Here is a 22,366-nt window from a genome sequence, read left to right as displayed (position 1 = left end):
CGGGCTTGCGGCGGTGATTGGGGGAAGGAGGTGAGCTTGTTCTGCGCCAGCGTCACCAAGTTTGTGCAGTGCCGGGGGCTTGAACGGATTGCCCCCGGGGGCTTCCGGGGGCAGTGGATCAGGCTGTCATGCTGCCTGAGAGGCTGGTGTTTAGTTGATCACGGGGGTGACGTCGATGATGTACATCTGGCGTTCGTTGTCATGTACGGAGTCGATGCAGACCTGAGTGCCCTGATGATTCCAGCGAGGGTGCAGGTCGCAGCGGTTCTCCTTCTTGAGATCCGAGGTGTAGAACTCGCCGATCTCGATGGCTCGCTCCTCCTGGGTATCGAAGATCAGCAGCTTACGGATGTTGGTTTCAGCGTCCGGGTAGGTATCGGTTAACAGCCAGCGTGAGTTCACCGGAGAGTAGCTCATGTGGCCGTTCTCGGTGAGGATGCCGCGACCGACCACGCTGACTTTTCCATTGGGGGCGTCATGATAGAGATGATAGTGGATCTCTCCGTCATGCGGTCCCCAGACGATGATCTCGTCATCGCTTTTCCACAGCGGGTGGGAGATCTGATACTCCGACTTTTCGTAGTCGTAGGTGCCCACGGCGTTGGGGTCGAAGTCCTCAGCCAGTTGTGGCAGCGGGTGGTCGGAGCACTCCAGCAGTCGCATGTCGCTGCCGTCGGAGTTGATGGTGATCAAGCGGTGGAGAAAGCAGGTCTCGTCTTCCACGCGCTCGGTCCAGCGATGCAGGAACAGGATGCGGTTCGAGGCCGGATTGATCTCGATATGGCTGACCCAGTGAATGGCGTTGGCCATGGAGTCGCGGTAATGGAAGTTCTTCAGCTCGTCGTAGCTTACCAGTACCTGAAGGTCGCCGGTATCCAGGTCCACACGGCAGACACCGTCGTCAGCCGGGCAGTGCTCCACGGGCAGCTTCTCGCCTTCAATCTCGGCGTAGCCGATCGTCTCATGAGTGATGTAGAGGCGACGGTAATCGACGGTGATCGCATAGGAACTGTCCGGCGCTACCGAGTAGATCGGGTCGGCGAGGGTCCGCGACTCGCCGCTGTCCAGATCATGAATAACTGAGCCGAAATTCGGGTACTTTCCCTGGGGCGTGGTATGTCGAACGTTGTAGATGACCTGGCGCTTGCCTTGCCCCTCCAGCCACTGTAATTGACAGCCCATCTGCCAGTTCCAGGCGCTGGTAGTTCCGATCGTGTGGAAGTCACCGCCCACCGAGTCGAAATAACCCACCTCGGCTTCGAGCTCGGGGGTCAGGTCGCGGTCCATGTAGGGCACGCGATTGGCAAGGATCTGGGTACCCTGGGCGTTCCAGGTACTTTTGTTGTAGTACCCGAAGAAATAGTGCATGCCATCACGGCCCAACTTGGCGATGGAGCAGGGGATTGCGGCGATGGCGGAAGAAGAGCGTGTCATGCGTATTCCTTTAGCTTTCATTGAGCGGTGGGCTTGGCCACCTTTCCTTTGCGGAAACCCAGATAGATGGAGAGCAGGCAGAGCAGCACCAGGCCGATGGAGAACGGACGGGTGAGGAACTGCAGAATCAGCTCGCCGGTATCGCCACGCACCAGCATCAGCGCGCGGGACAAGTTCGATTCGGCCATGGCGCCCAACACCAGCCCCAGCACCATGGGTGCCCGAGAGACGGAGAACACCGTGAACAGGTAGCCGACGATGCCAATGCCCAGCATCATCAATACGTCGCCGACCTGACCACGAAGAGCGAATGCACCGATAATCGCCAGCGCCAGGATCGTCGTGGCGAGAATTTCGCGGGGCAGAAGGATTACCTTCACGCAGTACTTGGCCACCAGCAGCCCGATGGGGATGAAGATTAGGTTGCTCAGTACCAGACTGAAGATGAAGCCGTAGGCGATGTCGGGGGTGTTTTCGAACAGCGCAGGGCCAGGTGCCAGGCCATGAATGATCAGGCCGCCCATCAGCACGGCAGTCACTGGGTTTCCGGGTACGCCCAGGGTTAGTAGAGGTACCAGAGATCCGCCGGTGACGGCGTTGTTGGCCGACTCTGCAGCAATCAGCCCTTCCTCGGACCCCTTGCCAAACATTTGCGGTTGACGCGAGGCGCGCTTGGCAGAGTCGTAGGCGATGAAGCTGGCGATGCTGGAGCCGGCGCCTGGCACGATTCCGACGATGGTGCCGATAATGGAGGAGCGAATCAGGTTGACCTTCTGGGCCACTACGTCGCGAAGCGATGACAATGCGCCTGTAAAGCTGGAGCGGGTCTCCTGCTCGGCCTTGCCGTCAGCATTGAGCATGCTGATCACCTCGGGGATGGAGTAGAGCCCGATTAGCGAGATCACTAGCGGGATGCCGTCGTAGAGCGCCGGAAGGCCGAAGGTAAGGCGCATTTCGCCGGTCATGGGGTGCATTCCCACCAGGCTGATGATCAGCCCCAGTACGCCGCCCATCATGCTTTTGAGCATGTCGCCCTCGGATAGGGAGGCGATGATGGTGACGCCGAACAGTGCCAACAGGAAATATTCTGGCGCGCCCAGCATCAATGACAGCTCGGAGAGGGCTGGGGCCATGAACAGCAGCACCAGAGTACTGAAGATGCCGCCCAGGCTGGAGGCATACACCGACAGACCGATGGCCCGCCCCGCCTTGCCCTGCTGGGTCATGGGGAAGCCGTCCTGGCAGGTGGCCACGGCCGAGGGTGTACCGGGTATGTTCAGCAGAATGGCACTGATTGAGCCACTGAATGTAGAGGCGAGATAAATGCCGCCGAGTAGCGAAAGGCCCACTGCAGGGGGAAAGGAGAAGGTCACGGGGATCAGCAGTGCCACCCCCATGGTACTGGTCAGGCCGGGCAGCATCCCGATGAATACGCCCGCCGTGACCCCGACAAGAACGGCGAGCAGCATTGCCGGTTGAAAGGCGGTGGCAAGGCCGAGCGACATGGCTTCGAACATGACTGGAGTCTCGTTACAGGAACTTGAGCGTTTGATCCAGGGAGAGGAGGCTTTCGGGCGCTGCGATCCCCAGGAGCTTGAAGAAGATCAGATAGATGGCGGCCGACATCAGCACCGTATAGACGACATGGAGCAGGCGGTGGCGGCGGGCGATAGCCAGCTGGGTGAGATAACCAAACAGCATTGTCGAGAGCAGAAAGCCCACTATCTGCATGAGCGCGACGTAGCCACCGACCACACCGAAGATCAGGAGCGCATTGCCGTGGTTGGCCAGCCACGACGGCCGAGATGAGGTGTCCGGCTGGTCGGAGTTGTGGTGTTGCCGGCGCAGCAGGTTGATGGCCAGATAGCTCAACGCCATCAGGCTCAAGGCCACGGCAAGGCCGCGCAGAAAGACCGCGGATTTGGCACCGTAGTCGAATGTTTCCCAGGTGATCGCCAGGCCCAGCACGAGAAAGGCGCTGGACAGGACTAGATTTTTACGGGTGCTGGTCAAGGGAGCGTCCTCAGGAAACGGGCGAAGGGCAGGCCACTGAAGAGGCGGCCTGCCGTGATACCCGGGGGAGGGTTATTGCATGAAGTCGATGTACTGGGCAGTGGCCTCGCGGGACGCATCGAGCATCTCGGTGAAGTCGTTGCTGTCCAGGTAGTGAGTGACGATGCCCAGATTCGCGGCCGCAGCCTGGAACTCGTCATCCTGCAGCAGCTGCTCGAAGGCCGACTCCAGGTGGGCCAGTCGCTCCTGGGGAATGCCGGCAGGTCCGGCCACGCCGCGGACGGCTGTGCCTACGCTGGGAACCTCCGCACCGGCCGCCTCGGCCAGAGTCGGCACATCAGGCAGCGCTGGGTGACGGGCGCTGTCGAAAACCGCCAGCGGGCGAATACGTCCGGCTTCGATGAACTGTAGCGCTGAGCTTGTGCTAAGCAGGGCGGCGTCCACCTCATCGCCAAGCAGCGCCGTGGCAGTGGGACCGGAGCCGCTGTAGCTGATGAAGTTGGTGTCCAACTCGAGGACCGACTCGAATGCTGCAGCCTGCAGGTGCACATTGGATTGCGGACCGTCGCCACCAACGTTTACATAGCCGGGGTTAGCAGCGATATTGTCGGTCAGCGCGGCAAGGTCGGCATAGTCGCTGGAGGCGTTCACCGCCAGCAGGATCGGATCGGACTGGATGTTGGCCACGGCCTGGAAGTCATCCAGGCTGTAGGCCACGCCGTCGCGCAGCATCTCGATCATGAACAGCGAGGGCGAGCTGAGCAGGCCAATAGTGTAGCCATCGGCATCGGCGCGAGCCAGTCGAGTGAAACCGACCTGACCGCCTGCGCCGGGATGGTTCTCCACGACCATGCGAGTGCCTAGATAAGGCTCGATATGCTTGGCCATCAGGCGCGATACGGTGTCATTGCCACCGCCGGGAGAGTAGGCGACGACCATGGTGATTGGCTTTTCCGGGTAGCCATCTGCCAGGGCGGCGGTGGTGGGAAGCAGGGTGGCGGCGGCAAGTGCGCTAACGAGTAGTTTCATTTTCATCGGGACACCTTGTGCGGTTTATTTGGCTTTTATTTTCAACATGTGACGGCAGCGGTTGCTGCTGAAGACCCACTTGGAAAAAACGATCGGTTCTCCTCGTTTGTTGTAGGTGGTTCGTTCGTTGAGTAATCCGGCGGCGGGATGCCGCTTAACCCCCAGGTTCTCGATCTCCTTGCGATTGAGCAGGATAGGTTCGAGCTGTATGACCACCTCGTCGATGTCCATCCCGTAGTCCTGGATGATCTTCTTGGTGAATACCTGGGTGTTACTGAAGTCCTCCCGCTTCATGTGAGGAAAGCGGGCACTCGCGAGATAGATCTTCTCGATGAACAGCGGTTCGCCATCGGCCAGGCGCAATCGTGTGACCTTGATCAACGGTGCGTCGGGTTCCACTTGCAGCAGTTGCGAAACTCGCGACGAGTGGTGCTCCTCCGTGAAGTGGAGGATCTGAACCTGGTTGCTGTGACCGCCTTGTTCGATCTGCACGTCGAAGTCGTGAATCCCCAGCAGGTCACGATCCACGGTGGGAATCACTTTCACGAAGTTGCCCGAGCCGCGTCGTGTTTCGACGGTACCCTTCTGCTTGAGGTGCAGCACCGCCTCCCGCACGGTGGAGCGGCTGACATCATAGGTCTCGCGCAGCACCCGCTCGGAAGGCAGAGGGTCGCCCTGGGCCAGCTCGCCACTGTCAATATGCTGTTGCAGGATCTCGGCAAGCTGCAGGTAGAGCGGTATGGGGCTGGTTTTGTCGACGGTCGTGTAAGTCATGATGGAGTCCTTATGACGTCCTTATGTCAGGACGTCCGTACCAGTTGCGTTAAGGTAAAGCGACACACCCGGTGGGGTCAATCGCCCAATGGGGAATAGTGACGTGTCTAGCGTTAGACATTGGTCGCAGCTCCGCCTGAGGCGTTGACGCGGTTTATCCGATTCAGAACGCAGCAGGCCGCCCTTGGGCGGCCTGCTGCATTTCGGGAGGAGCCTTGCCTCAGTGCCTCAACACTCGATGGCGTTGACGGCGAGGCCGCCCTTCGAGGTCTCCTTGTATTTGTCCTGCATGTCGGCGCCGGTGTCACGCATGGTGCGGATCACCTTGTCCAGCGAGATGAACTGCTTGCCGTCACCACGCAGCGCCATCTGGGCGGCGTTGATCGCCTTCACCGAGGCGATGGCGTTGCGCTCGATGCAGGGCACCTGCACCAGGCCGCCCACCGGGTCACAGGTCAGGCCCAGGTTGTGCTCCAGGCCGATCTCGGCGGCGTTCTCCACCTGGTCGACGCTGCCACCCATCACCTCGGTGAGACCGGCGGCGGCCATGGCGCAGGCCGAACCCACCTCGCCCTGGCAGCCCACTTCGGCACCGGAGATGGAGGCGTTCTTCTTGCACAGGATGCCCACGGCGCCGGCCGCCAGCAGGAAGTCGACCACGTCGCGCTCGCACGCGCCCTGGCGGAACTGCATATAGTACTGGAGCACCGCCGGGATGATGCCCGCCGCGCCGTTGGTAGGCGCGGTGACCATGCGCCCGCCGGCAGCGTTCTCCTCGTTGACCGCCAGCGCATAGAGGTTGACCCAATCCATGGCCGACATGGTGGAGGCGATCAGCGAGTGGTCATCCTCGCTGGCCAGCATGCGCTGGTGCAGGTTCCTGGCGCGACGCTTGACGTTGAGTCCGCCGGGAAGCACGCCTTCGGCTTCCATGCCCTTCTTGATGCATGCCTGCATCGCCGTCCAGATGGTCAGCAGACCCTTACGGATCTCCGCTTCGCTGCGCCACGCCTTCTCGTTCTCAAGCATCAGCTCGCTGATGCGCAGGCCGTGCTCATGGCACATGCGCAACAGCTCGTCGCCGGTCTGGAAGTCGAAGGGCAGCTCGGTCCGGTCGGTATCCAGCTCCCCTTCGGCGGCCTGGGCCTCGTCGACGACGAAGCCGCCGCCCACCGAGTAGTAGGTATTGCGGTAGAGCTCATCGCCGTGTCCATGGGCGATCAGGCGCATGGCGTTGGGGTGGTGGGGCAGGTTCTCCTCGAGCAGCTGCATGTCACGGATCCATCGGAAGGAGACGCTGTGGCGGTCATCCAGGAGCAGTGCCTCCGACTCCTTCAGCTCCTCGATGGCCGGCGCGATGATATCGGGATTGATGCTGTCGGGGCGCTCGCCCATCAGGCCCATGATCACCGCGTGATCGGTGCCGTGGCCGATGCCGGTGGCGGAGAGCGAACCGTAGAGCTGGACCTCCACGCGGGCCACACGGGTCAGCAGATCACGCTCATTGAGCTCGCCGACGAAGTCGTAGGCGGCCCGCATTGGGCCCACGGTGTGTGAGCTCGAGGGCCCCACGCCGATCTTGAACAGGTCAAAGACGCTGATGGACATAGTCATTCACCTTTTATTGTCTGAGTGACCGCTTGATATGTGACGGCTGTTCGAGTGACACGGGTCAGTTCTGGCGGTTTTCCGCGGTTCGACAGGCGGCCGCGGTAAACAGCACGTCGGTGGAGGAGTTCAGCGCGGTTTCGGTGGAGTCCTGCACCACGCTGATCACGAAGCCGATGGCGACGACCTGCATCGCCACATCGGTGGAGATGCCGAACAGGCTGGCGGCCATGGGAATCAGCAGCAGCGAGCCGCCGGCGACGCCCGAGACGCCACAGGCGGCCAGTGCCGAGACCACACACAGCAGCAGGGCCGTGGGGAAGTCGACGCTGATCCCCAGGGTATTGGCCGCGGCCAGGGTGATCACCGAGATGGTGATCGCCGCGCCGGCCATGTTGACGGTGGCGCCCAGCGGGATGGAGATGGCGTAGGTGTCGGGGTCCAGGTCGAGGCGCTCGCAGAGCGCCATGTTGACCGGGATGTTCGCCGCCGAGCTGCGCGTGAAGAAGGCGGTGATGGCGCTGCCGCGCAGGCAGGCGAAGACCAGTGGGTAGGGGTTGCGACGGGTCTGCCAGAAGACGATCAGCGGGTTGGTCACCAGTGCCACGAACAGCATGCAGCCGACGATGACGCCCAGCAGCTGGCCATACTCGAGCAGGGCGCCCAGTCCCGCCTGTGCCAGAGTGTTGGCGACCAGGCCGAAGATGCCCAAGGGGGCGAAACGGATGACCACGCGCACGATGCCCGAGACCGCCTCGGAGAGATCGTTGAGGGTGTTACGGGTGGTGTCGCTGGCGTGGCGCAGCATCAGGCCGAGGCCGATGGCCCAGGCCAGGATGGCGATGAAGTTGGCCTCCATCAGGGCGCTGACCGGGTTGGCAACGGCGTTGAGCAGCAGGTTGCGCAGGATCTCGATGATGCCACCCGGCGGGTTGCCGCTGACTTCTGGCATATCGAGCGTCAGGGTGGTGGGGAAGGTGAAGCTTGCCACCACGGCGACCAGCGCCGCCACCAGGGTGCCGATCACATAGAGCAGCAGCACGCCGCGAATATGAGTGGGCTGTCCCTTGCGATGACCGGTAATGGCGGCCGCCACCAGCACGAAGACCAGGATCGGGGCCACGGCCTTGAGGGCCGAGACGAACAGCTCGCCGAGCAGTGAAAACGAGAGCGCGAGCTCCGGAGAGAGGGCGGCGAGCAGGATGCCGCAGACGATTCCGATGGCAATCTGGGTAATCAGGCCCAGGCGCATCAGGGGGCCGAAGAGGGCTTTCAGGGTGGAAGTCATCGAGGGTCTCTCGCTGGTTGGAAGCGTGCTGGATTGCCCTTGGGCCGGATCCGCGGCCCTGGCATGGCAGCCTGCCCCGGCGCGGTGGCGCCAGGGCAGGAGGCGGTACTGCTGTGGCGGCCGAAGGCGTTGTTCGCCTTACCGGTGCCGCGTAGATCAATCAGTTGCTGCGATCGTTATTTGCCACGGTAGTAGCCCGGGGTGATAAACGGGGTCTTGCTGACGGTCATGGGCAGGCGCTTGCCGCGCACCTCGGCGTAGACGGTGGTGCCTATCTCGGCATGGGCGATGGGCAGATATCCCATGGCGACCGGCTTGCCGACGCTGGGGCCGAAACCGCCGGAGGTCACGGTGCCGATGGTGTTGCCGTCGGCGTCGACCAGCGGGGCGCCTTCACGCACGGGAGCACGCCCCTCGCCGAGCAGACCGACCCGCTTGCGGGTGTGGTCCTTGGCCTCGACCTGATGGAGGATCGCTTCGGCACCCGGGAAACCGCCGGGGCGCTCGCCGTCGTTGCGGCGTGGCTTGGCGATGGCCCAGATCAGCCCGGCCTCAACCGGCAGGGTGGTGGTGTCGATATCGTGGCCGTAGAGACACAGGCCGGCCTCCAGGCGCAGGGAGTCACGGGCGCCGAGGCCGATCGCCTCGACCTCCGGCTCGGCCAGCAGGCGGCGAGTCAGGGCGTCGGTCTGGTCGGCGGGCATCGAGATCTCGAAACCGTCTTCACCGGTGTAGCCGCTGCGGCTGATCCAGACCGGAATGCCGTCGATCTCGAAGTGGCCATGCTGCATGAAGACCAGCTCGGTGGCGGCGGGGCAGAGGCGTTTCATCACCTCGGCGGTCTGCGGTCCCTGGATGGCGATCAGGCCGCGATCCAGCTCCTCGATCTCGTGCCCCGCGGGCAGGTTGCCGCGCAGGTGGGCGATATCCTGGTCGCGGCAGGCGGCATTGACCACCAGATAGAGTTCGGCGCCGGTATTGGCCACCATCAGGTCGTCGAGGATGCCGCCGGCGTCGTTGGTGAACATCGCATAGCGCTGCATGCCCTCCGGCAGGCCGACAATATCCGAGGGGACCAGGGTCTCCAGCGCCTCGGCGGGGGCGGGGCCGCGCAGCAGCAGCTGGCCCATGTGCGAGACATCGAACAGCCCGCAGGCGGTGCGCGTGTGCTCATGCTCCTTCTTTACGCCCAACGGGTACTGAACCGGCATCTCGTAGCCGGCAAAGGGGACCAGCTTGGCGCCCAGCTCGACGTGCAGGTCGTAAAGAGGGGTGCGCTTCAACTCGCTCATGGGGGGCCTCCGATAACAGGAAATAACGAAGCGGGGTGCCACAAGGGTAGCGGCAACCGGATAGCACGGTATCTAGGGTAGACGATGTTTCCTATTGGAAACAATGGGCGGCAAGAAGAATACCCGCTCGGCTGGAGCATGAGGAGCAGGTGAGTCACTCTTGGCAAGGGGGTGGCGAGCGCCGTGAAACACGCTGGCACGAGCCTGATAGCCGGCTTGAGAAGGAGGCGGGCAGTGGTACGTCGCGGCTTGGTGTCGAGTTTTCTTATTGGAAACACTGTGCCGCCGGGTGGTGGTCATGCTGCTGATGCTCAGCCCTCTACCGGACCATCGTTGATGGCGGATAGTGCCTCATTGGTCTCGAGGATCTGCGCCTCGATACCCGTCACGCCCATGCCTTCCAGGCGTGCGGTATGCATCTGTCGATAGGCTTCGGCGTCCTCGCGGGTGGCAAACAGGTAGACGCCGCCGGCAAGACCGGCCTGGGGGTCTTCCGTCCAGATCTTCCAGATCAGGCCGGGTTCATCGTTGATGGACCTGGCCAGTGGTGTCATTGCCTTGACCATTGCCTTGCCGAAGGGGCCCTCGAAAGGGAAGTGTACCTGCAGAATTACGGCCATCTTTGGCCTCCTTTCGTTGGGAAGTCGATGAATGCTGGCAGGTAGAGTCGTGACGTGGGTCAGACGAACTCGGGGTCGTCGCTGCGAAAGATCGCTTCCTCCTCACCGGGTAGTGTCACCGAGAACTCGCCACCCCCCAGGTAGTTGACCGGATGACCTTCGCGGGTGCGCAGGCTGGGAGGGCCGCTGACCGGTCCGGCGTGGGTCAGTTCGCCGAGTTCCTTGACGCTAACCTGGATGTCGATCATCACCTCACGGCCCTGATCGTCGAAGGCCATGATGGTGCGCTCGTGCTCGCTCATGGGGCAGTCTCCGGCTGGTGGGGTGGTAATCAGTATCGGCATTTTTGACACCAGAGGCGAGTGGCACAACGCAGCGGGGCCTGCCCAAAGGCAGGCCCCGTATGGGTCAAACGCGGTGTCGAACGGCGATGTCAGGCGGTCAGAGCCGGCTGGCCACGGCGTCGAGGAAGCCCTGCATATCGACCAGGGTCTCATTGGCCGGGTCGCTGGTCTTGCCCTTGAGATCACCGGTAATGACGCCGGCAGCAACGGTGTCGATCAGCGCCTCCTTGAGGCGCTGGGCGTACTCCACCAGCGTGGCATTCGCTTCACGCTCTCCTAGGGTCTCCAGGGCATTGGCCACGGCGAACAGCAGGGCGGAGGAGTTGAAGTGAGCCTCCTTGCCATCGCTCTCCAGGTACTTGAGGTAGAGATCGTGGGCCGTGCCGTGGGGCGCCTCGAACAGCATGGTGCCGTCCTTGCTCTCGATGATCGAGCTGGCGGTGGCCAGGCTGCCCCCCAGGGCGGCGGAGATATCCGAGAAGATATCGCCGTCCAGGTTCTGTGCCGGGTAGAGCGCGTTGCGGGGCGGATCGGTGATCATCTTGATCAGCTGGCTGGAGGGTCGCATGATCATGAAGGAGGGCGGCGCGGTGTCGTTTTCGGCCAGCTTGCGACGCACGTCGGTGATCACGGTGCTGAACACCTCGTCATACTCCATGTACTCGCGCTTGAGACCGAAGTAGACCTCCTTGTTCTTGCGCGAGGCATCGCGGAACACCTGCAGCACCCAATCCCGGATCGCCACATGATCGTTGGACATCAGCAGGATGGGGTCGCCCTTCCTGATATGGCGAGCGTGCTTCTCCTCACCGTCGACGATTACCTTGAGGATGCCGTCCTCCGCGGCGGGAGCATTGAAGCTGCCGTACTGGTCCCCGCCACCGGCACTCATGCGCGAGATTGAGACCTGGGCCTTGCGGTCGGGAATGCCGAACTGCTTGAGCTGCTCGACCAGCTTGTAGAGCTTGCGTCCGGTGTTGTTGTCGGGCACGCCCCAGATAGCACGCTCGGGCGGGTTGGCGACCAGGCGCGCGGCCTGAGCGTCGATCAGCTCATAGAAGTAGCTGAGTCCCAGGGCCTCGACCTGCTCGCGGTAGTGCTCTTCATAGATGGTCTCGATGGCGGCACGCATCACGCCATCGTAGCCGGCGATGACGGTGTCCTTGAGGCCAAGATAGATATCGCGCTTTTCGTCGACGGCGCGCTGGAAGAAACGGTGTGCCCAGGCCCTGACGTCTTCCAGGTCATTGGTCGCCAGCAGCCAGGGATCGCCCTTCTGCACCTCGCGGCGGTGGAGCTCCACCGGGTCACCGCTGGAGCCCACGAACATCAGCTTGACCACGCCGGTAGCGCCGGAGAGTTCGTTGAAGCTCTCCTTGATGCCGCCACTCTCCATGGTGTCGACCACGATATCGCGGCCGACCCACTCGGGGCGCTTGACCAGCAGGTTGCGGAACTGGATGTCCTCGCGGGTGATGTTGCCGCCGATCCCCTTGCGGATGGCCCCGTTGGGGGACTTGGTAGCCAGCGGATGGAGTCGAGCGCTGTCGATGTCGGGGTGCTTGGCGAGCAGTTCGCCGAGCTGCGTGCGATTGACCGTCATGCCGGCATTCTTGATGCCTACACCGTAACGTTTGAGGGCCTCCACGGCATCGATCACCACCTGGCCGTTGGTCACCAGGCGGTTCTCGGCGGAGAGGTCGATCTCGACGAGCGGGATCTCTAGTCGGGAGGTCACGAAGGTGTCGAGAATCTTCTCGAAGGCTACCTGAGCCATCTCGTCACCGTGGAGAATGACCAGGGGGGCCTCGACCTTGATCTTGCTGCTCATCGCCTCGCCTCTTTTAGCGTACTTGAAGGGGCATATAGGGTACGCCGGAAGGCACGATGGCGCCATGCCTCCAAGGGGGGGGGGCAGGGCCATCGTCGATTGGCTGCATCGCTCAGGGCAGGTCTGGCGCTTCTCGTGGAACAACCTGTTGGGTGGTCACACCAGGCGGACCCGTTGCGGGTCAGCTCCCGCTGCCGGCCCAACGCTCGTCCGGGTGGACCTCGTTGGCCGGCAGTACTGGATCATAGCCGTCGCGTCGCAGCGCCTCGATCACCTCGTGGGTGTGGTCGCTGCCCAGGGTCTCCAGGGTGGCCTCTACCTCGGTGGCGCGCAGCGAGAGGTCGGTAAAGGTGCGATGGTGGGCGATATGGATGACGTTGGCGTGCTGCTCGGCAAGCTGCCGGGTCAGCTCGGCCAGGGCGCCGGGTACGTCGGGAATCGCCACACGCACGCGCACGATTCGTCCGGTGCGCACCAGGCCGCGCTGAATCACCGAGGAGAGGGCCAGCATGTCGATATTGCCCCCGCACAGCACCAATCCCACCTTGCGACCACGGTAGCGTTCGGGGTCAGAGAGCACGGCGGCCAGGCCGGCGGCGCCGGCGCCCTCCGCCACGCTCTTCTCGATCTCCAGCAGCAGCAGGATGGCGCGCTCGATCTCCGGCTCGTCCACCAGCACGATGTCGCGCACCCGCTCGCGCACGATGGGCAGGGTCAGTTTGCCGGGCTGCTTGACCGCAATGCCCTCGGCCAGGGTGGCCAGGCCGCAGTTGATCTCCTCTCCGGCCAGCGCCTGCTGCATGGCGGGGAAGCGCTGGGTCTGTACCCCCACGATCTCGATATCGGGCTTGAGCTCGGTGGCGGCGATGGCATTGCCACTGATCAGCCCGCCGCCGCCGATGGGTATCACCAGGGTGTCGAGATCGGGGGCGTCCTCGAGCATCTCCAGAGCGATGGTGCCCTGGCCGGCGATGATGCGTTCGTCGTCGTAGGGGTGCACGAACACCAGGTCACGTTCGGCGGCCAGGCGGTGGGCATATTCGCCGGCCTCGGCCACTCCTTCGCCCTCGAGGTGAACTTCCGCCCCGAGCTTGCGGGTGTTGTGCACCTTGAGGTTAGGCGTATGGCGAGGCATGACGATGGTGGCACGGATGCCCAGGCGTGCCGCGTGGTAGGCCACCGCCTGGGCGTGGTTACCGGCGGACATGGCGATGACGCCGCGTTGTCGCTCCTGCTCGCTTAGCGTCAGCAGGTGGTTGAGTGCGCCGCGCTCCTTGAAAGCGGCGGTGAACTGATGGTTCTCGAACTTGATGTAGAGCTCGCAGCCGGCGATGCGGGACAGGGTGTGCGAGAGCAGGCAGGGAGTACGCTCCACGCTGCCACGGATGCGTTCGGCGGCGGTGCGAATATCATCGAGAGTGACGCTCATGGCCAGGGTGGCTCCTGTTTCTTGTCCGGTTTTCATGATGCGGTCTCAGGGGGAGGATGTCGAAAGGCATGTCGAAATGGATAGCGAAACGGATGTTGCAAGGTCGATGTCTGGGATAGAGTCGACCCATGCCCCCTTGGGGCGAGTGATCAGCCATGAGGAGAGCGCGATGAATGCCAGCAGAATACTCGAGCAGCTGATGAAGCAGGCCGGTGGTTCCGGCAGTCGGTCGAACGAGGGCGGCCAGGGCCTGGATATCAAGGGGATGCTCGACGGCCTCTCCCGTCAGTTTGGCGGTGGCCAGGGCGGTGATCGTCAGGAGGACGATAATCGGGGCAGTGGCTCGGGAATCGATGTCAAGAGCCTGCTGGGCGGTGGCGCCCTGGGGCTGCTGGTGGGCTCCAAGCGGGGCCGCAAGCTGGGCGGCAAGGCGCTCAAGTACGGCGCCATCGCCGGCGTGGGAGCGCTGGCCTGGAAGGCGTGGCAGAGCTCGCGCGACGGCTCCTCCCCGTCGAGCTGGCAGGGCAGTGCTGCGCCCGCCGAGGGTGAGCCGGTGGAGCAGCTGGGGGGAGAGGCGCGCGAGCGGCGCAGCCTGGAGCTGCTGCAGGCGATGATCATGGCCGCCCGCGCCGACGGTCATATCGACGAGCAGGAGCGGGAGTTGATCGCCGGCCAGATCGATGCCCTGGGGGCCGACCAGGAGTTGCATGCCTGGGTGGAGCGTCAGCTCCAGGCGCCGCTGGACGCCGAGGCGCTGGCGGCGCAGGTCGATTCACCCCAGGCGGCCCGTGAGATGTACCTGATCAGCGTGGCGGTGGTCGACGAGCAGAACGCCATGGAGCGCGCCTGGCTCGACCAGCTGGGTCGTGCGCTGTCGCTGCCGGGGGAGGTGACCGCGGAGCTCGAGCACCAGGCCCGGGAGGCCGGTTGATGATCGACCCCTTGATGACCCTGGCCACCGGCTTGGGTCTGGGGCTCTCGCCCTGGGCCTCGGGCACGCTGGGCTCGCTGCTCGGCTTGCCGCTGGCCTGGTGGCTGCTGGGACGCACTCGGCGGATACAGGTCGTGGTCACGCTGGCGCTGCTGCTGGCCGCGGTGCCGGTATGTCACCTGGCCGAGCAGGCGCTGGGCGGCAAGGATGACGGTCGTATCGTGCTCGACGAGATCGTCGCCTTTCCGGTGGCGGTAGTGGGTCAGGCGGCGGCGCGTCAGCCCCTGGCGCTGGCGTCCGCCTTCGTGGTCTATCGTGTGTTCGACGCCACCAAGCCGCCGCCGGTGAGCCTGGTCGAGGCCATGCCCGGTGGTGTCGGCATCGTGCTCGACGACGTGATCGCCGCGGCCATGACCTGGCTGGTGATGGCCGGCGGCTTGATGCTCTGGCGGAGGCGTCAGGCTTCCTGCTGAGATCCCGGTGGAAAGTGCACCTCGAAGCCGCGGGCATCGAGCTGGCGGATGTCGCGGGGACGGCCCCGTTCATCGAAGTCGACCAGGCCGATCCCGCTGCCGTTCCAGAGCCGCTCGCCGGCGCGGGCGCGATCCGGGTCGCGTGGTGTGATCGCCAGACGCCTGCGCTTGGTGAACCAGTTGAGCGGCGACCAGGGGGCATAGAGCCAGCGATTCAGGCGGTCGAACCAGTCGAGCAGCGTATCGGGGAAGGCGTTCTTGATGCCGCTGGAGGTGATCTGCCAGAGCCGCGGTCCGTGGCTGCGCTGGCGGATGCGGATGTCGTAGGCGAACGAGTAATGCACGTCGCCGGAGAGGATGACGTAGTTTCCCGGGGTGCGCGAGTGGCGGAAGATATTGAGCAGCACGCTGGCGGCGCCGCGATGGGCCATCCAGTTCTCGGCATCGACCACCAGTGGCTTGCCGGCCAGGGTAAAGAGCTTCTGGATCACCTCGATCAGCTTGACGCCGAACATCGGCGCTGGCGAGACGATGATCGTCGAGGGGTGGCCCAGTAACGCCTGCTGGAAGTCGCTGAGCGCCTCCCAGTCCATCAGCCCCGAGGGGCGTTTGGGACTGCGCTCGCTGCGCCAGCGCCGGGTTCGGGTATCGAGCACCACCAGGGGTGGCTCCCCCGGCACCTGGTACTCCCACCCCTCGAAGCGCAGCAGACGCTGGATCAGGGCATCCAGGGCCTCGCCGTCGAGCCAGCCGTCATTCGCCCTGGCAGCCCTGAGCACACGCGTGCACTCATCCAGTGGCTCGGCCAGGCGTTCGGGGTCGTTGCCCCAGCCCTGGCACAGCAGGTAGCCCAGCAGGGCGTTGCCGATGATGCGCCGCGAGAAGGGGTGGCCGTAGGCGGTGTGCTCCCAGTCGGCGGTGAGGTTCCAGTCGTCGGTGATATCGTGATCATCGAAGATCATCAGGGTGGGCAGCCGCGCGAGCAGGCGCGCACAGGCCGGCAGTCCCGCTACAAAGCGCTCGATCACCGTCTGTTGTTCGCAAAACAGCGCCGTCTGCTCGACGTCGAGCGTCGGCGGTCCCACCTCGACCAGCTCCCATGGCGTCGGCGACCACACCAGCAGATACATGGCGATCATCTCGGCGAAGGTGGCCAGGTGGTTGTGAGCATTGGCCGAGGTGAATATCGGCTTGCGCACGCCGCCGAAGAAGCGCTCTCGCAGGTTCTCCGAACTCTCGACATCGGGCAGCAGCGACTCGCGGTCGTAGTAGTAAGCGGCGTCGCCATGCAACGCCCGGCTATCGGCCACCACGGCACCCTTCAGCGGCTCGTCGAACAGTTCCAGGCGATGAATCAGTGCATGAATCGCCACCAGCATGGGGCCGGCGACATCATCGGCATAGACCTGGTCGCCGGTCATCAGCAGCCAGGCGGGGCGCTCCTCGGGTGTCGCGAGACGCTCGGCCAGCCAGGCCTCGGCGCGCACCAGGCCGTCGCCGCCGTCGTGGTGGGGCTTGCGACAGGAGCCATGCAGCAGCCGGTGGTGGCGACTGGCGAGCACGAAGGTGGGCAGTTCGCCATCGGCATCGAGCAGCTGTGGGCCCCAGTCGGCAATGCCGTGCTCCTGACCACCCTTATGCAGGCGAAGGTCGTAGGCGATCAGGGTATCCCGAGGCAGCGGGTCCTCCAGCGGCAGGTCGATCAGATACAGCCAGGCGAGTCGCCCCACCGGCACTCGGCGGCAATGCTCTTCGGCAATGGCTAGCCGGCGAGGCGGCTCATTCGTTGGAGCCAGCTCGAGCGATAGCGACAGGGAGCGGCTGGTGGCCAGCCACAGTACCAGGCGGTCGGGAGCCAGGCGGCGTAGCAGAGGGCCGGCGAGCACATCGGGCAGGGGAGTCGAATCTTGCGGCATGGCCATCCTTTGCTGATGTCAGTCTGTTCGGTGAGCCCCGGCGATCGATGTCCCTGGCCCCAGCCAAGTCAACCGACTACGCTGGCTGCGGCTTTGTTCCACGCCGCCCCTTTTTCATTGATGGAGATACGACCATGACAGTGCTGCTGATCGGCCTGTTGATCTTTCTCGGGACGCACTCGGTGCGCATTCTGGCCGATGACTGGCGAGGCGCCCGGATACGGCGAATGGGTGAGCTGCCCTGGAAGGCGGCCTACTCGGTAGTTTCGATTCTTGGTCTGGCCTTGGTGATCTGGGGCTATGGGCAGACGCGCCTGGATCCAGTGTGGATCTGGCAGCCGCCGGTGGCGCTGCGTCATGTGGTGGCGCTGTTCATGATACCCGCCTTCGTGCTGCTGGCGGCGGCGTATGTGCCGCGCAATCACCTCAAGGCGAGGCTGGGTCATCCGATGATCCTGGGCGTGAAGCTGTGGGCCTTCGCTCATCTGTTGGCCAACGGGCGGCTGGGCGATATCGTGTTGTTCGGCGCCTTCCTGGTGTGGGCGATCCTCGATTTTCGGTCGGCTCGCCGTCGTCCACGTGTAGAGATGGCGGCCCCAAGTGCGGCGGGCACCGTCACGACCGTGGTAGTCGGCCTGGTGGCCTATCTCGTGTTCGCGTTCTACCTGCACACTTGGCTGATCGGCGTGCCGGTGATGTAAGGCGTTCACTCGCCTTCGCGCAGCGCGCTGCCCGGCAGACAACGCAGGCATGCTGAAGAGGGCCCGGCGCATCAAACGCCGGGCCCTCCTGTCGGATGGTGGAGTGGGCTAGTAGAGCTTGCTGTCGCGCAGCTTCGCCAGCGTCTCGGGTGGGGCGAAGCTGTCGGCGCTGGCACTCTCCCAGTAGTCGCGAAATACCGGGTGGCGTTCGGCACCGCCCACCAGCAGCTCGCCCGGGGTCAGGAAGTCGTGGAGCTCGGCGAAACTCTTTACCTCGTGGCGAGTGAGGCGGTGTGAGATGTGCTCGGGCCCCAGCTCGGAGGAGTGGTGAAGCCCCGCGGCGCCGAGCATCTCGGCCAGGGCGGCAACGGTGTTGGCATGGAAGCTTGCTACCCGGTGCGCCTTGGTCGGCACGTCCAGGCGGCTGCCGCGCAGGGTATCCTGGGTGGCCACGCCGCTGGGGCAGCGGTCGGTGTGGCAGCTGCGGGCCTGGATGCAGCCCAGGGCAAATATGAAGCCCCGGGCAGCGTTGCACCAGTCGGCTCCCAGCGCCATGGCGCGGGCGATATCGAAGGCATTGACCAGCTTGCCGGCCGCGGCCAGGCATACGCGATCTCTCAGGCCGGCCCCCACCAGGGTGTTGTGGACCAGCAGCAGGGCCTCGTCCAGCGGCATTCCCAGGCGGTTGATGAACTCCAGGGGGGCGGCGCCGGTGCCGCCTTCACCGCCGTCGACCACCACGAAGTCGGGGTGCTCGCCGGTGTCGAGCATCGCCTTGACGATGGCGAACCACTCCCAGGGGGGGCCGATGGCCAGCTTGATGCCCACCGGCTTGTCGCCGGCCAGTTCACGCAACCGCACGATAAAGTCGATCAGCTCGCGAGGGGTGGTGAAGGCAGTGTGAGCCGCCGGGGAGATGACGTCGCGCCCCGGGGGGACGCCACGGGTGCTGGCGATCTCCTCGGTGACCTTGGCGCCGGGCAGGATACCGCCGTGACCCGGCTTGGCGCCCTGGGAAAGCTTGATCTCGATCATCCTGACGGCGTTGTCTCGGGCGTTCTCGCGGAAGCGCTCGGGGTCGAAGTCGCCGGCCTCGTTGCGGCAGCCGAAGTAACCCGATCCAATCTCCCACACCAGGTCGCCGCCGCGACGATGATAGGGCGAGATGGCCCCTTCGCCGGTGTCGTGATAGAAGCCGCCTTCGCAGGCGCCATCGTTGAGGGCACTGATGGCGTTGGCGGACAGCGCGCCGAAGCTCATCGCCGAGATATTGAACACGCTGGCCGAGTAGGGTTTGGCGCGTTCTGCTCCCACGGTGAGACGCAGGCTGGAAGGATCGATATGAGCCGGCGCCAGGGAGGGACTCATCCATTCGTAGCCGGGGTGGCGCATATGGTGAAGCGAGCCGAAGGGGCGCTTGTCGCTGACATTCTTGGCGCGCTGGTAGATCAGCCGGCGCTGTTCGCGAGAGAAGGGCACCTCCTCGGTATCACTCTGGATAAAGTACTGGCGTATCTCGGGGCCGAACGACTCCAGGTTGTAGCGCAGATGGGCCAGGATCGGGTAGTTACGGCTGACCGTGCGGCCGCGCTGGCACACATCATAGGTGCCCAGCGCCGTGAGCAGACCGAAGACGAGCACGCCCCATCCCCAGTCGGCGTCGGCGAAGGTAAGGCCGATCAGGCTGACGATCAGGCCAAGCAGGCTGAGTGCGTAGGCGCTGAAACGCAGGGGAAACGATGCGAGAGGTGACAGGCGGAACATGACGCACTCCGGTTTTCGGTGATTCGGTGAGGGAGCTCACTGCAGGGGGCGTGCAGGGCAACATTAAGGGCAGCGTCAATCGGCCGGAGGCAGACGAGCGGCCAGGGCGAAGACGTGCTCATCCTCGACCTCGAGCTCGCGCAGTGCCGCGGCCAGGTTGACCAGGTAGTCGCGGTTGGGGCCACTGGGGCCATGAGAGGCGGCGATCTGTTCGGCGATGGCATCCAGTGGCGCCTCGCCGAGATAGGCGGCGTTGTCGGCGCCGGCCAGGTAGACCAGCCCCTGGGTGCTGCCGCCGAGCTCATCGTCGAAGCACAGCGTGGTGACCTCGCGCAGGTAGCCGTTCTTCTCGCGCACATCGAGCGGCGCGAGCACCTCCGGGGTGATGCGGTAGGCCATGCCGTGGCAGACCGCCTCCGGTTCGCGCACCAGGGTGGCCACGCGGCCCGGGGCCGCCTGGGTACCGCGATGGTCGTGGGAGCCTTGCCAGAAGCGTCGCACCCAGCCGTGAATATGTGCCGGGCGCCGCTCCAGATAGGGGAAGCCGGCCTTCCAGATCAGTGAGCCATAGCCAAACAGCCAGATGGCCTCGTGGCCGGCGAAGTGGTTTCGTTCGCGGTTAAGTCGGGTGGTGTCGTGACTCATTGCGCTCCTTATGGTTTGCTTAATTGCCTAACAATGACCACAACATATTGCGACAACTCACGCCATGGCTGAACAAGAATTCGACTATATCGTAGTAGGCGCCGGCACCGCCGGATGCCTGATGGCCAACCGCCTGAGCGCTGACCCCACCAACCGGGTGCTGTTGATCGAAGCGGGAGGGCGCGACAACTACCACTGGATCCATATCCCGGTGGGCTATCTCTACTGTATCGACAACCCGCGAACCGACTGGCGTTTTCGCACCGAGCCCGATGCCGGCCTCAATGGCCGTTCACTGATCTATCCGCGCGGCAGGACACTGGGCGGCTGCTCGAGCATCAACGGCATGATTTATATGCGCGGCCAGGCCCGAGACTATGATGGCTGGGCCGAGCTGACCGGCGAGCCAGAGTGGAGCTGGGAGAGCTGCCTGGAGGACTTCAAGCGCCACGAACACCACTACCGCCTGGACAGTGGCGGCGACGCCGATGCCGAACATGCCGATTATCATGGCCATGGTGGTGAGTGGCGTGTGGAGAAGCAGCGCTTGAGCTGGCAGGTACTGGACGACTTCGCGACCGCGGCGGTGGAGGCCGGCATCCCCCGCACCCGGGACTTCAACCGGGGTGACAATGAGGGTGTCGCCTACTTCGACGTCAATCAGCGCCGAGGCTGGCGCTGGAACACCGCCAAGGCCTTCCTGCACGGGGTCGAGAAGCGCAGCAATCTGAGCGTCTGGCACTCCAGTCAGGTGTTGGAGCTGGAGATTGCCCGCGACGCGGGGCAGCCGCGGGCCAGTGGAGTGCGCGTGCAGCGGGGCGGCAAGGAGCAGCTGGCCCGCGCCGCACGCGAGGTGATCCTGTGTGCCGGTGCGATCGGCTCACCCCAGCTGCTGCAACTCTCCGGTATCGGGCCGGCGAGCCTTCTCGCCGAGCACGATATCCCCGTAGTGGCCGATCTGCCCGGGGTGGGCGAGAACCTGCAGGATCATCTGCAGATCCGTTCGGTCTATCGCGTCAGCGGCGCCAGGACCCTCAACACCATGGCCACCTCGCTGATGGGCAAGGCAAAGATCGGGTTGGAGTACATGCTCAAGCGCTCTGGCCCCATGAGCATGGCACCCTCGCAGCTGGGCGCCTTCACGCGTAGCAGCGACGAGTACGCGCACCCCAATCTCGAGTACCATGTGCAGCCGTTGAGCCTGCCGGCGTTCGGTCAGCCCCTGGATGACTTCCCCGCGATCACCGCCAGTGTGTGCAACCTCAATCCCACCAGCCGTGGCACGGTGCGCATCAGGAGTGCCGATCCGCGTCAGGCACCGGCCATCGCCCCCAACTACCTGAGCACACCCGAGGATCGCAAGGTGGCGGCGGACTCGCTGCGTGTCACGCGACGAATCGCCGCTCAGCCAGCCTTTGCCAGGTATTCACCGGAGGAGGTCAAGCCAGGGGTGGAGTATCAGAGTGACGATGATCTGGTGCGCCTGGCCGGCGATATCGGCACAACCATCTTTCACCCGGTGGGCACCGCGAAGATGGGGCGTGACGACGACCCCATGGCGGTCGTGGATGCCCACCTGCGGGTGCGCGGCGTGGCCGGGCTACGGGTGGTGGATGCCAGCGTGATGCCTACCATTACCAGCGGTAACACCAATTCGCCGACCCTGATGATTGCCGAGAAGGCCGCCCGCTGGGTTCTGAGAGGCGAATAAACGGGCCGCTCTCTGGTGAGCCAAGGCAAATAGTGTTTGACCTTCTCTCGCCAAGAGCGCATGCTGGGGGCAGTTGGTTAGCAAGTCGTAACACCCCAGGTAGGCATCGAACGCTCTAGCGCGACTCGATTTTCCCGGGAACGTTTCTTGTTTTACCCACTGCAACTCGGGTATTACCCGGCAAAATCAAAGTGCTATTAGAGGAATTCGATAATGGCTACCGGTACTGTCAAGTGGTTCAATGACACCAAGGGCTACGGCTTCATCTCTCCGGACGACAGCGGCGACGACCTGTTCGCACACTTCTCCGAGATCCAGGCCGACGGCTTCAAGACCCTGCAGGACGGCCAGAAGGTCTCCTTCGAGGTCACTCAGGGCAAGAAGGGCCTCCAGGCCTCCAACATCAAGGTCATCGACTGATCTGATGTAACTGCCCGGGCAGAGATGCCTGCAGTACGATGAAAGGCTCGCCTCGGCGGGCCTTTCTGCTGTCTGGGGCACCGGCCCCACCATGGCCAGCCCGTGCACATTGCGCTAGGGTGAGCCTTTTTCCGCTGGAGACC

General features: G+C 64.0%; 20 protein-coding genes. 5 read left to right on the top strand and 15 right to left on the bottom strand.

Going from position 1 to position 22,366, the window contains the following annotated elements; translation table 11 throughout:
• Positions 1-150: 150 nt before the first annotated feature.
• From GRB80_RS08670 to GRB80_RS08615, 12 genes are all read right to left on the bottom strand, one after another.
• Entirely contained in the window at positions 151-1,434 is a 1,284-nt protein-coding gene (locus GRB80_RS08670) for a hypothetical protein (protein WP_161423284.1), read from the bottom strand.
• 17 nt (positions 1,435-1,451) lie between these two features.
• Complete coding sequence (locus tag GRB80_RS08665; protein ID WP_161423283.1) at positions 1,452-2,951, bottom strand: tripartite tricarboxylate transporter permease; 1,500 nt, start codon at positions 2,949-2,951, stop codon at positions 1,452-1,454.
• A 13-nt stretch (positions 2,952-2,964) separates the two neighbouring features.
• Entirely contained in the window at positions 2,965-3,447 is a 483-nt protein-coding gene (locus tag GRB80_RS08660; protein WP_161423282.1) for a tripartite tricarboxylate transporter TctB family protein, read from the bottom strand.
• A 72-nt stretch (positions 3,448-3,519) separates the two neighbouring features.
• Positions 3,520-4,476: a Bug family tripartite tricarboxylate transporter substrate binding protein gene (locus GRB80_RS08655; protein WP_161423281.1), complete on the bottom strand. Its 957-nt coding sequence runs from the start codon at positions 4,474-4,476 to the stop codon at positions 3,520-3,522.
• 24 nt (positions 4,477-4,500) lie between these two features.
• Entirely contained in the window at positions 4,501-5,250 is a 750-nt protein-coding gene (locus tag GRB80_RS08650) for a GntR family transcriptional regulator (protein ID WP_161423280.1), read from the bottom strand.
• 228 nt (positions 5,251-5,478) lie between these two features.
• Positions 5,479-6,858 (bottom strand): L-serine ammonia-lyase, encoded by a 1,380-nt coding sequence (locus tag GRB80_RS08645; RefSeq protein WP_161423279.1) that lies wholly within the window; start codon positions 6,856-6,858, stop codon positions 5,479-5,481.
• Positions 6,859-6,922: 64 nt separating this feature from the next.
• Entirely contained in the window at positions 6,923-8,146 is a 1,224-nt protein-coding gene (gene sstT / locus GRB80_RS08640; protein ID WP_161423278.1) for a serine/threonine transporter SstT, read from the bottom strand.
• A gap of 176 nt (positions 8,147-8,322) precedes the next feature.
• A complete protein-coding gene (gene gcvT / locus GRB80_RS08635) occupies positions 8,323-9,438 on the bottom strand; it encodes a glycine cleavage system aminomethyltransferase GcvT (protein ID WP_161423277.1) in 1,116 nt (371 codons plus the stop codon).
• A gap of 311 nt (positions 9,439-9,749) precedes the next feature.
• Positions 9,750-10,058, bottom strand: coding sequence for a monooxygenase (locus tag GRB80_RS08630; protein WP_132041855.1), 309 nt, complete (start codon positions 10,056-10,058; stop codon positions 9,750-9,752).
• A 59-nt stretch (positions 10,059-10,117) separates the two neighbouring features.
• Positions 10,118-10,360 (bottom strand): hypothetical protein, encoded by a 243-nt coding sequence (locus GRB80_RS08625; RefSeq protein ID WP_161423276.1) that lies wholly within the window; start codon positions 10,358-10,360, stop codon positions 10,118-10,120.
• Positions 10,361-10,499: 139 nt separating this feature from the next.
• Positions 10,500-12,233, bottom strand: a complete 1,734-nt coding sequence (locus tag GRB80_RS08620; protein ID WP_161423275.1) for an isocitrate/isopropylmalate family dehydrogenase — start codon at positions 12,231-12,233, stop codon at positions 10,500-10,502.
• A gap of 181 nt (positions 12,234-12,414) precedes the next feature.
• A complete protein-coding gene (locus GRB80_RS08615; protein WP_237561947.1) occupies positions 12,415-13,698 on the bottom strand; it encodes a threonine ammonia-lyase in 1,284 nt (427 codons plus the stop codon).
• 133 nt (positions 13,699-13,831) lie between these two features.
• On the opposite strand from GRB80_RS08615, the gene GRB80_RS08610 reads away from it, so the two are divergent.
• Positions 13,832-14,593, top strand: a complete 762-nt coding sequence (locus tag GRB80_RS08610; RefSeq protein WP_161423274.1) for a tellurite resistance TerB family protein — start codon at positions 13,832-13,834, stop codon at positions 14,591-14,593.
• Positions 14,593-15,066 carry a phosphatidylglycerophosphatase A family protein gene (locus tag GRB80_RS08605; protein WP_161423273.1) on the top strand — a complete coding sequence of 158 codons (474 nt, stop codon included), beginning with the start codon at positions 14,593-14,595 and terminating at the stop codon, positions 15,064-15,066. The genes GRB80_RS08610 and GRB80_RS08605 overlap by 1 nt, the downstream gene beginning before the upstream one ends.
• On the opposite strand, the gene GRB80_RS08600 is transcribed toward GRB80_RS08605, so the two are convergent.
• A complete protein-coding gene (locus tag GRB80_RS08600) occupies positions 15,051-16,982 on the bottom strand; it encodes an alkaline phosphatase D family protein (RefSeq protein WP_237561946.1) in 1,932 nt (643 codons plus the stop codon). The two genes, GRB80_RS08605 and GRB80_RS08600, sit on opposite strands and share 16 nt — an antisense overlap.
• A 134-nt stretch (positions 16,983-17,116) precedes the next feature.
• Here GRB80_RS08600 and GRB80_RS08595 point away from each other — a divergent pair, with 134 nt between their 5' ends.
• On the top strand, positions 17,117-17,683 hold the full coding sequence (locus tag GRB80_RS08595) for an NnrU family protein (RefSeq protein WP_161423271.1): 567 nt from the start codon (positions 17,117-17,119) through the stop codon (positions 17,681-17,683).
• Positions 17,684-17,791: 108 nt separating this feature from the next.
• Here the strand turns inward: GRB80_RS08595 and GRB80_RS08590 are convergent, their stop codons facing one another.
• Positions 17,792-19,447, bottom strand: coding sequence for an FMN-binding glutamate synthase family protein (locus GRB80_RS08590; RefSeq protein ID WP_161423270.1), 1,656 nt, complete (start codon positions 19,445-19,447; stop codon positions 17,792-17,794).
• Between the two features lie 75 nt (positions 19,448-19,522).
• Positions 19,523-20,092, bottom strand: a complete 570-nt coding sequence (locus tag GRB80_RS08585) for a gamma-glutamylcyclotransferase (protein WP_132041843.1) — start codon at positions 20,090-20,092, stop codon at positions 19,523-19,525.
• 64 nt (positions 20,093-20,156) lie between these two features.
• Here GRB80_RS08585 and GRB80_RS08580 point away from each other — a divergent pair, with 64 nt between their 5' ends.
• Together GRB80_RS08580 and GRB80_RS08575 are read left to right on the top strand one after the other, a co-directional pair.
• A complete protein-coding gene (locus tag GRB80_RS08580) occupies positions 20,157-21,803 on the top strand; it encodes a GMC family oxidoreductase (protein ID WP_161423269.1) in 1,647 nt (548 codons plus the stop codon).
• Positions 21,804-22,016: 213 nt separating this feature from the next.
• Complete coding sequence (locus tag GRB80_RS08575; protein ID WP_023005734.1) at positions 22,017-22,223, top strand: cold-shock protein; 207 nt, start codon at positions 22,017-22,019, stop codon at positions 22,221-22,223.
• Positions 22,224-22,366: the final 143 nt, after the last annotated feature.

The organism is Halomonas icarae (assembly GCF_009901955.1).
GTDB classification, from domain to species: Bacteria; Pseudomonadota; Gammaproteobacteria; order Pseudomonadales; family Halomonadaceae; genus Halomonas; species Halomonas icarae.
The sequence above is the reverse complement of the archived record's forward strand: the minus strand, read 5'-3'. Positions and strand labels throughout refer to the sequence as shown.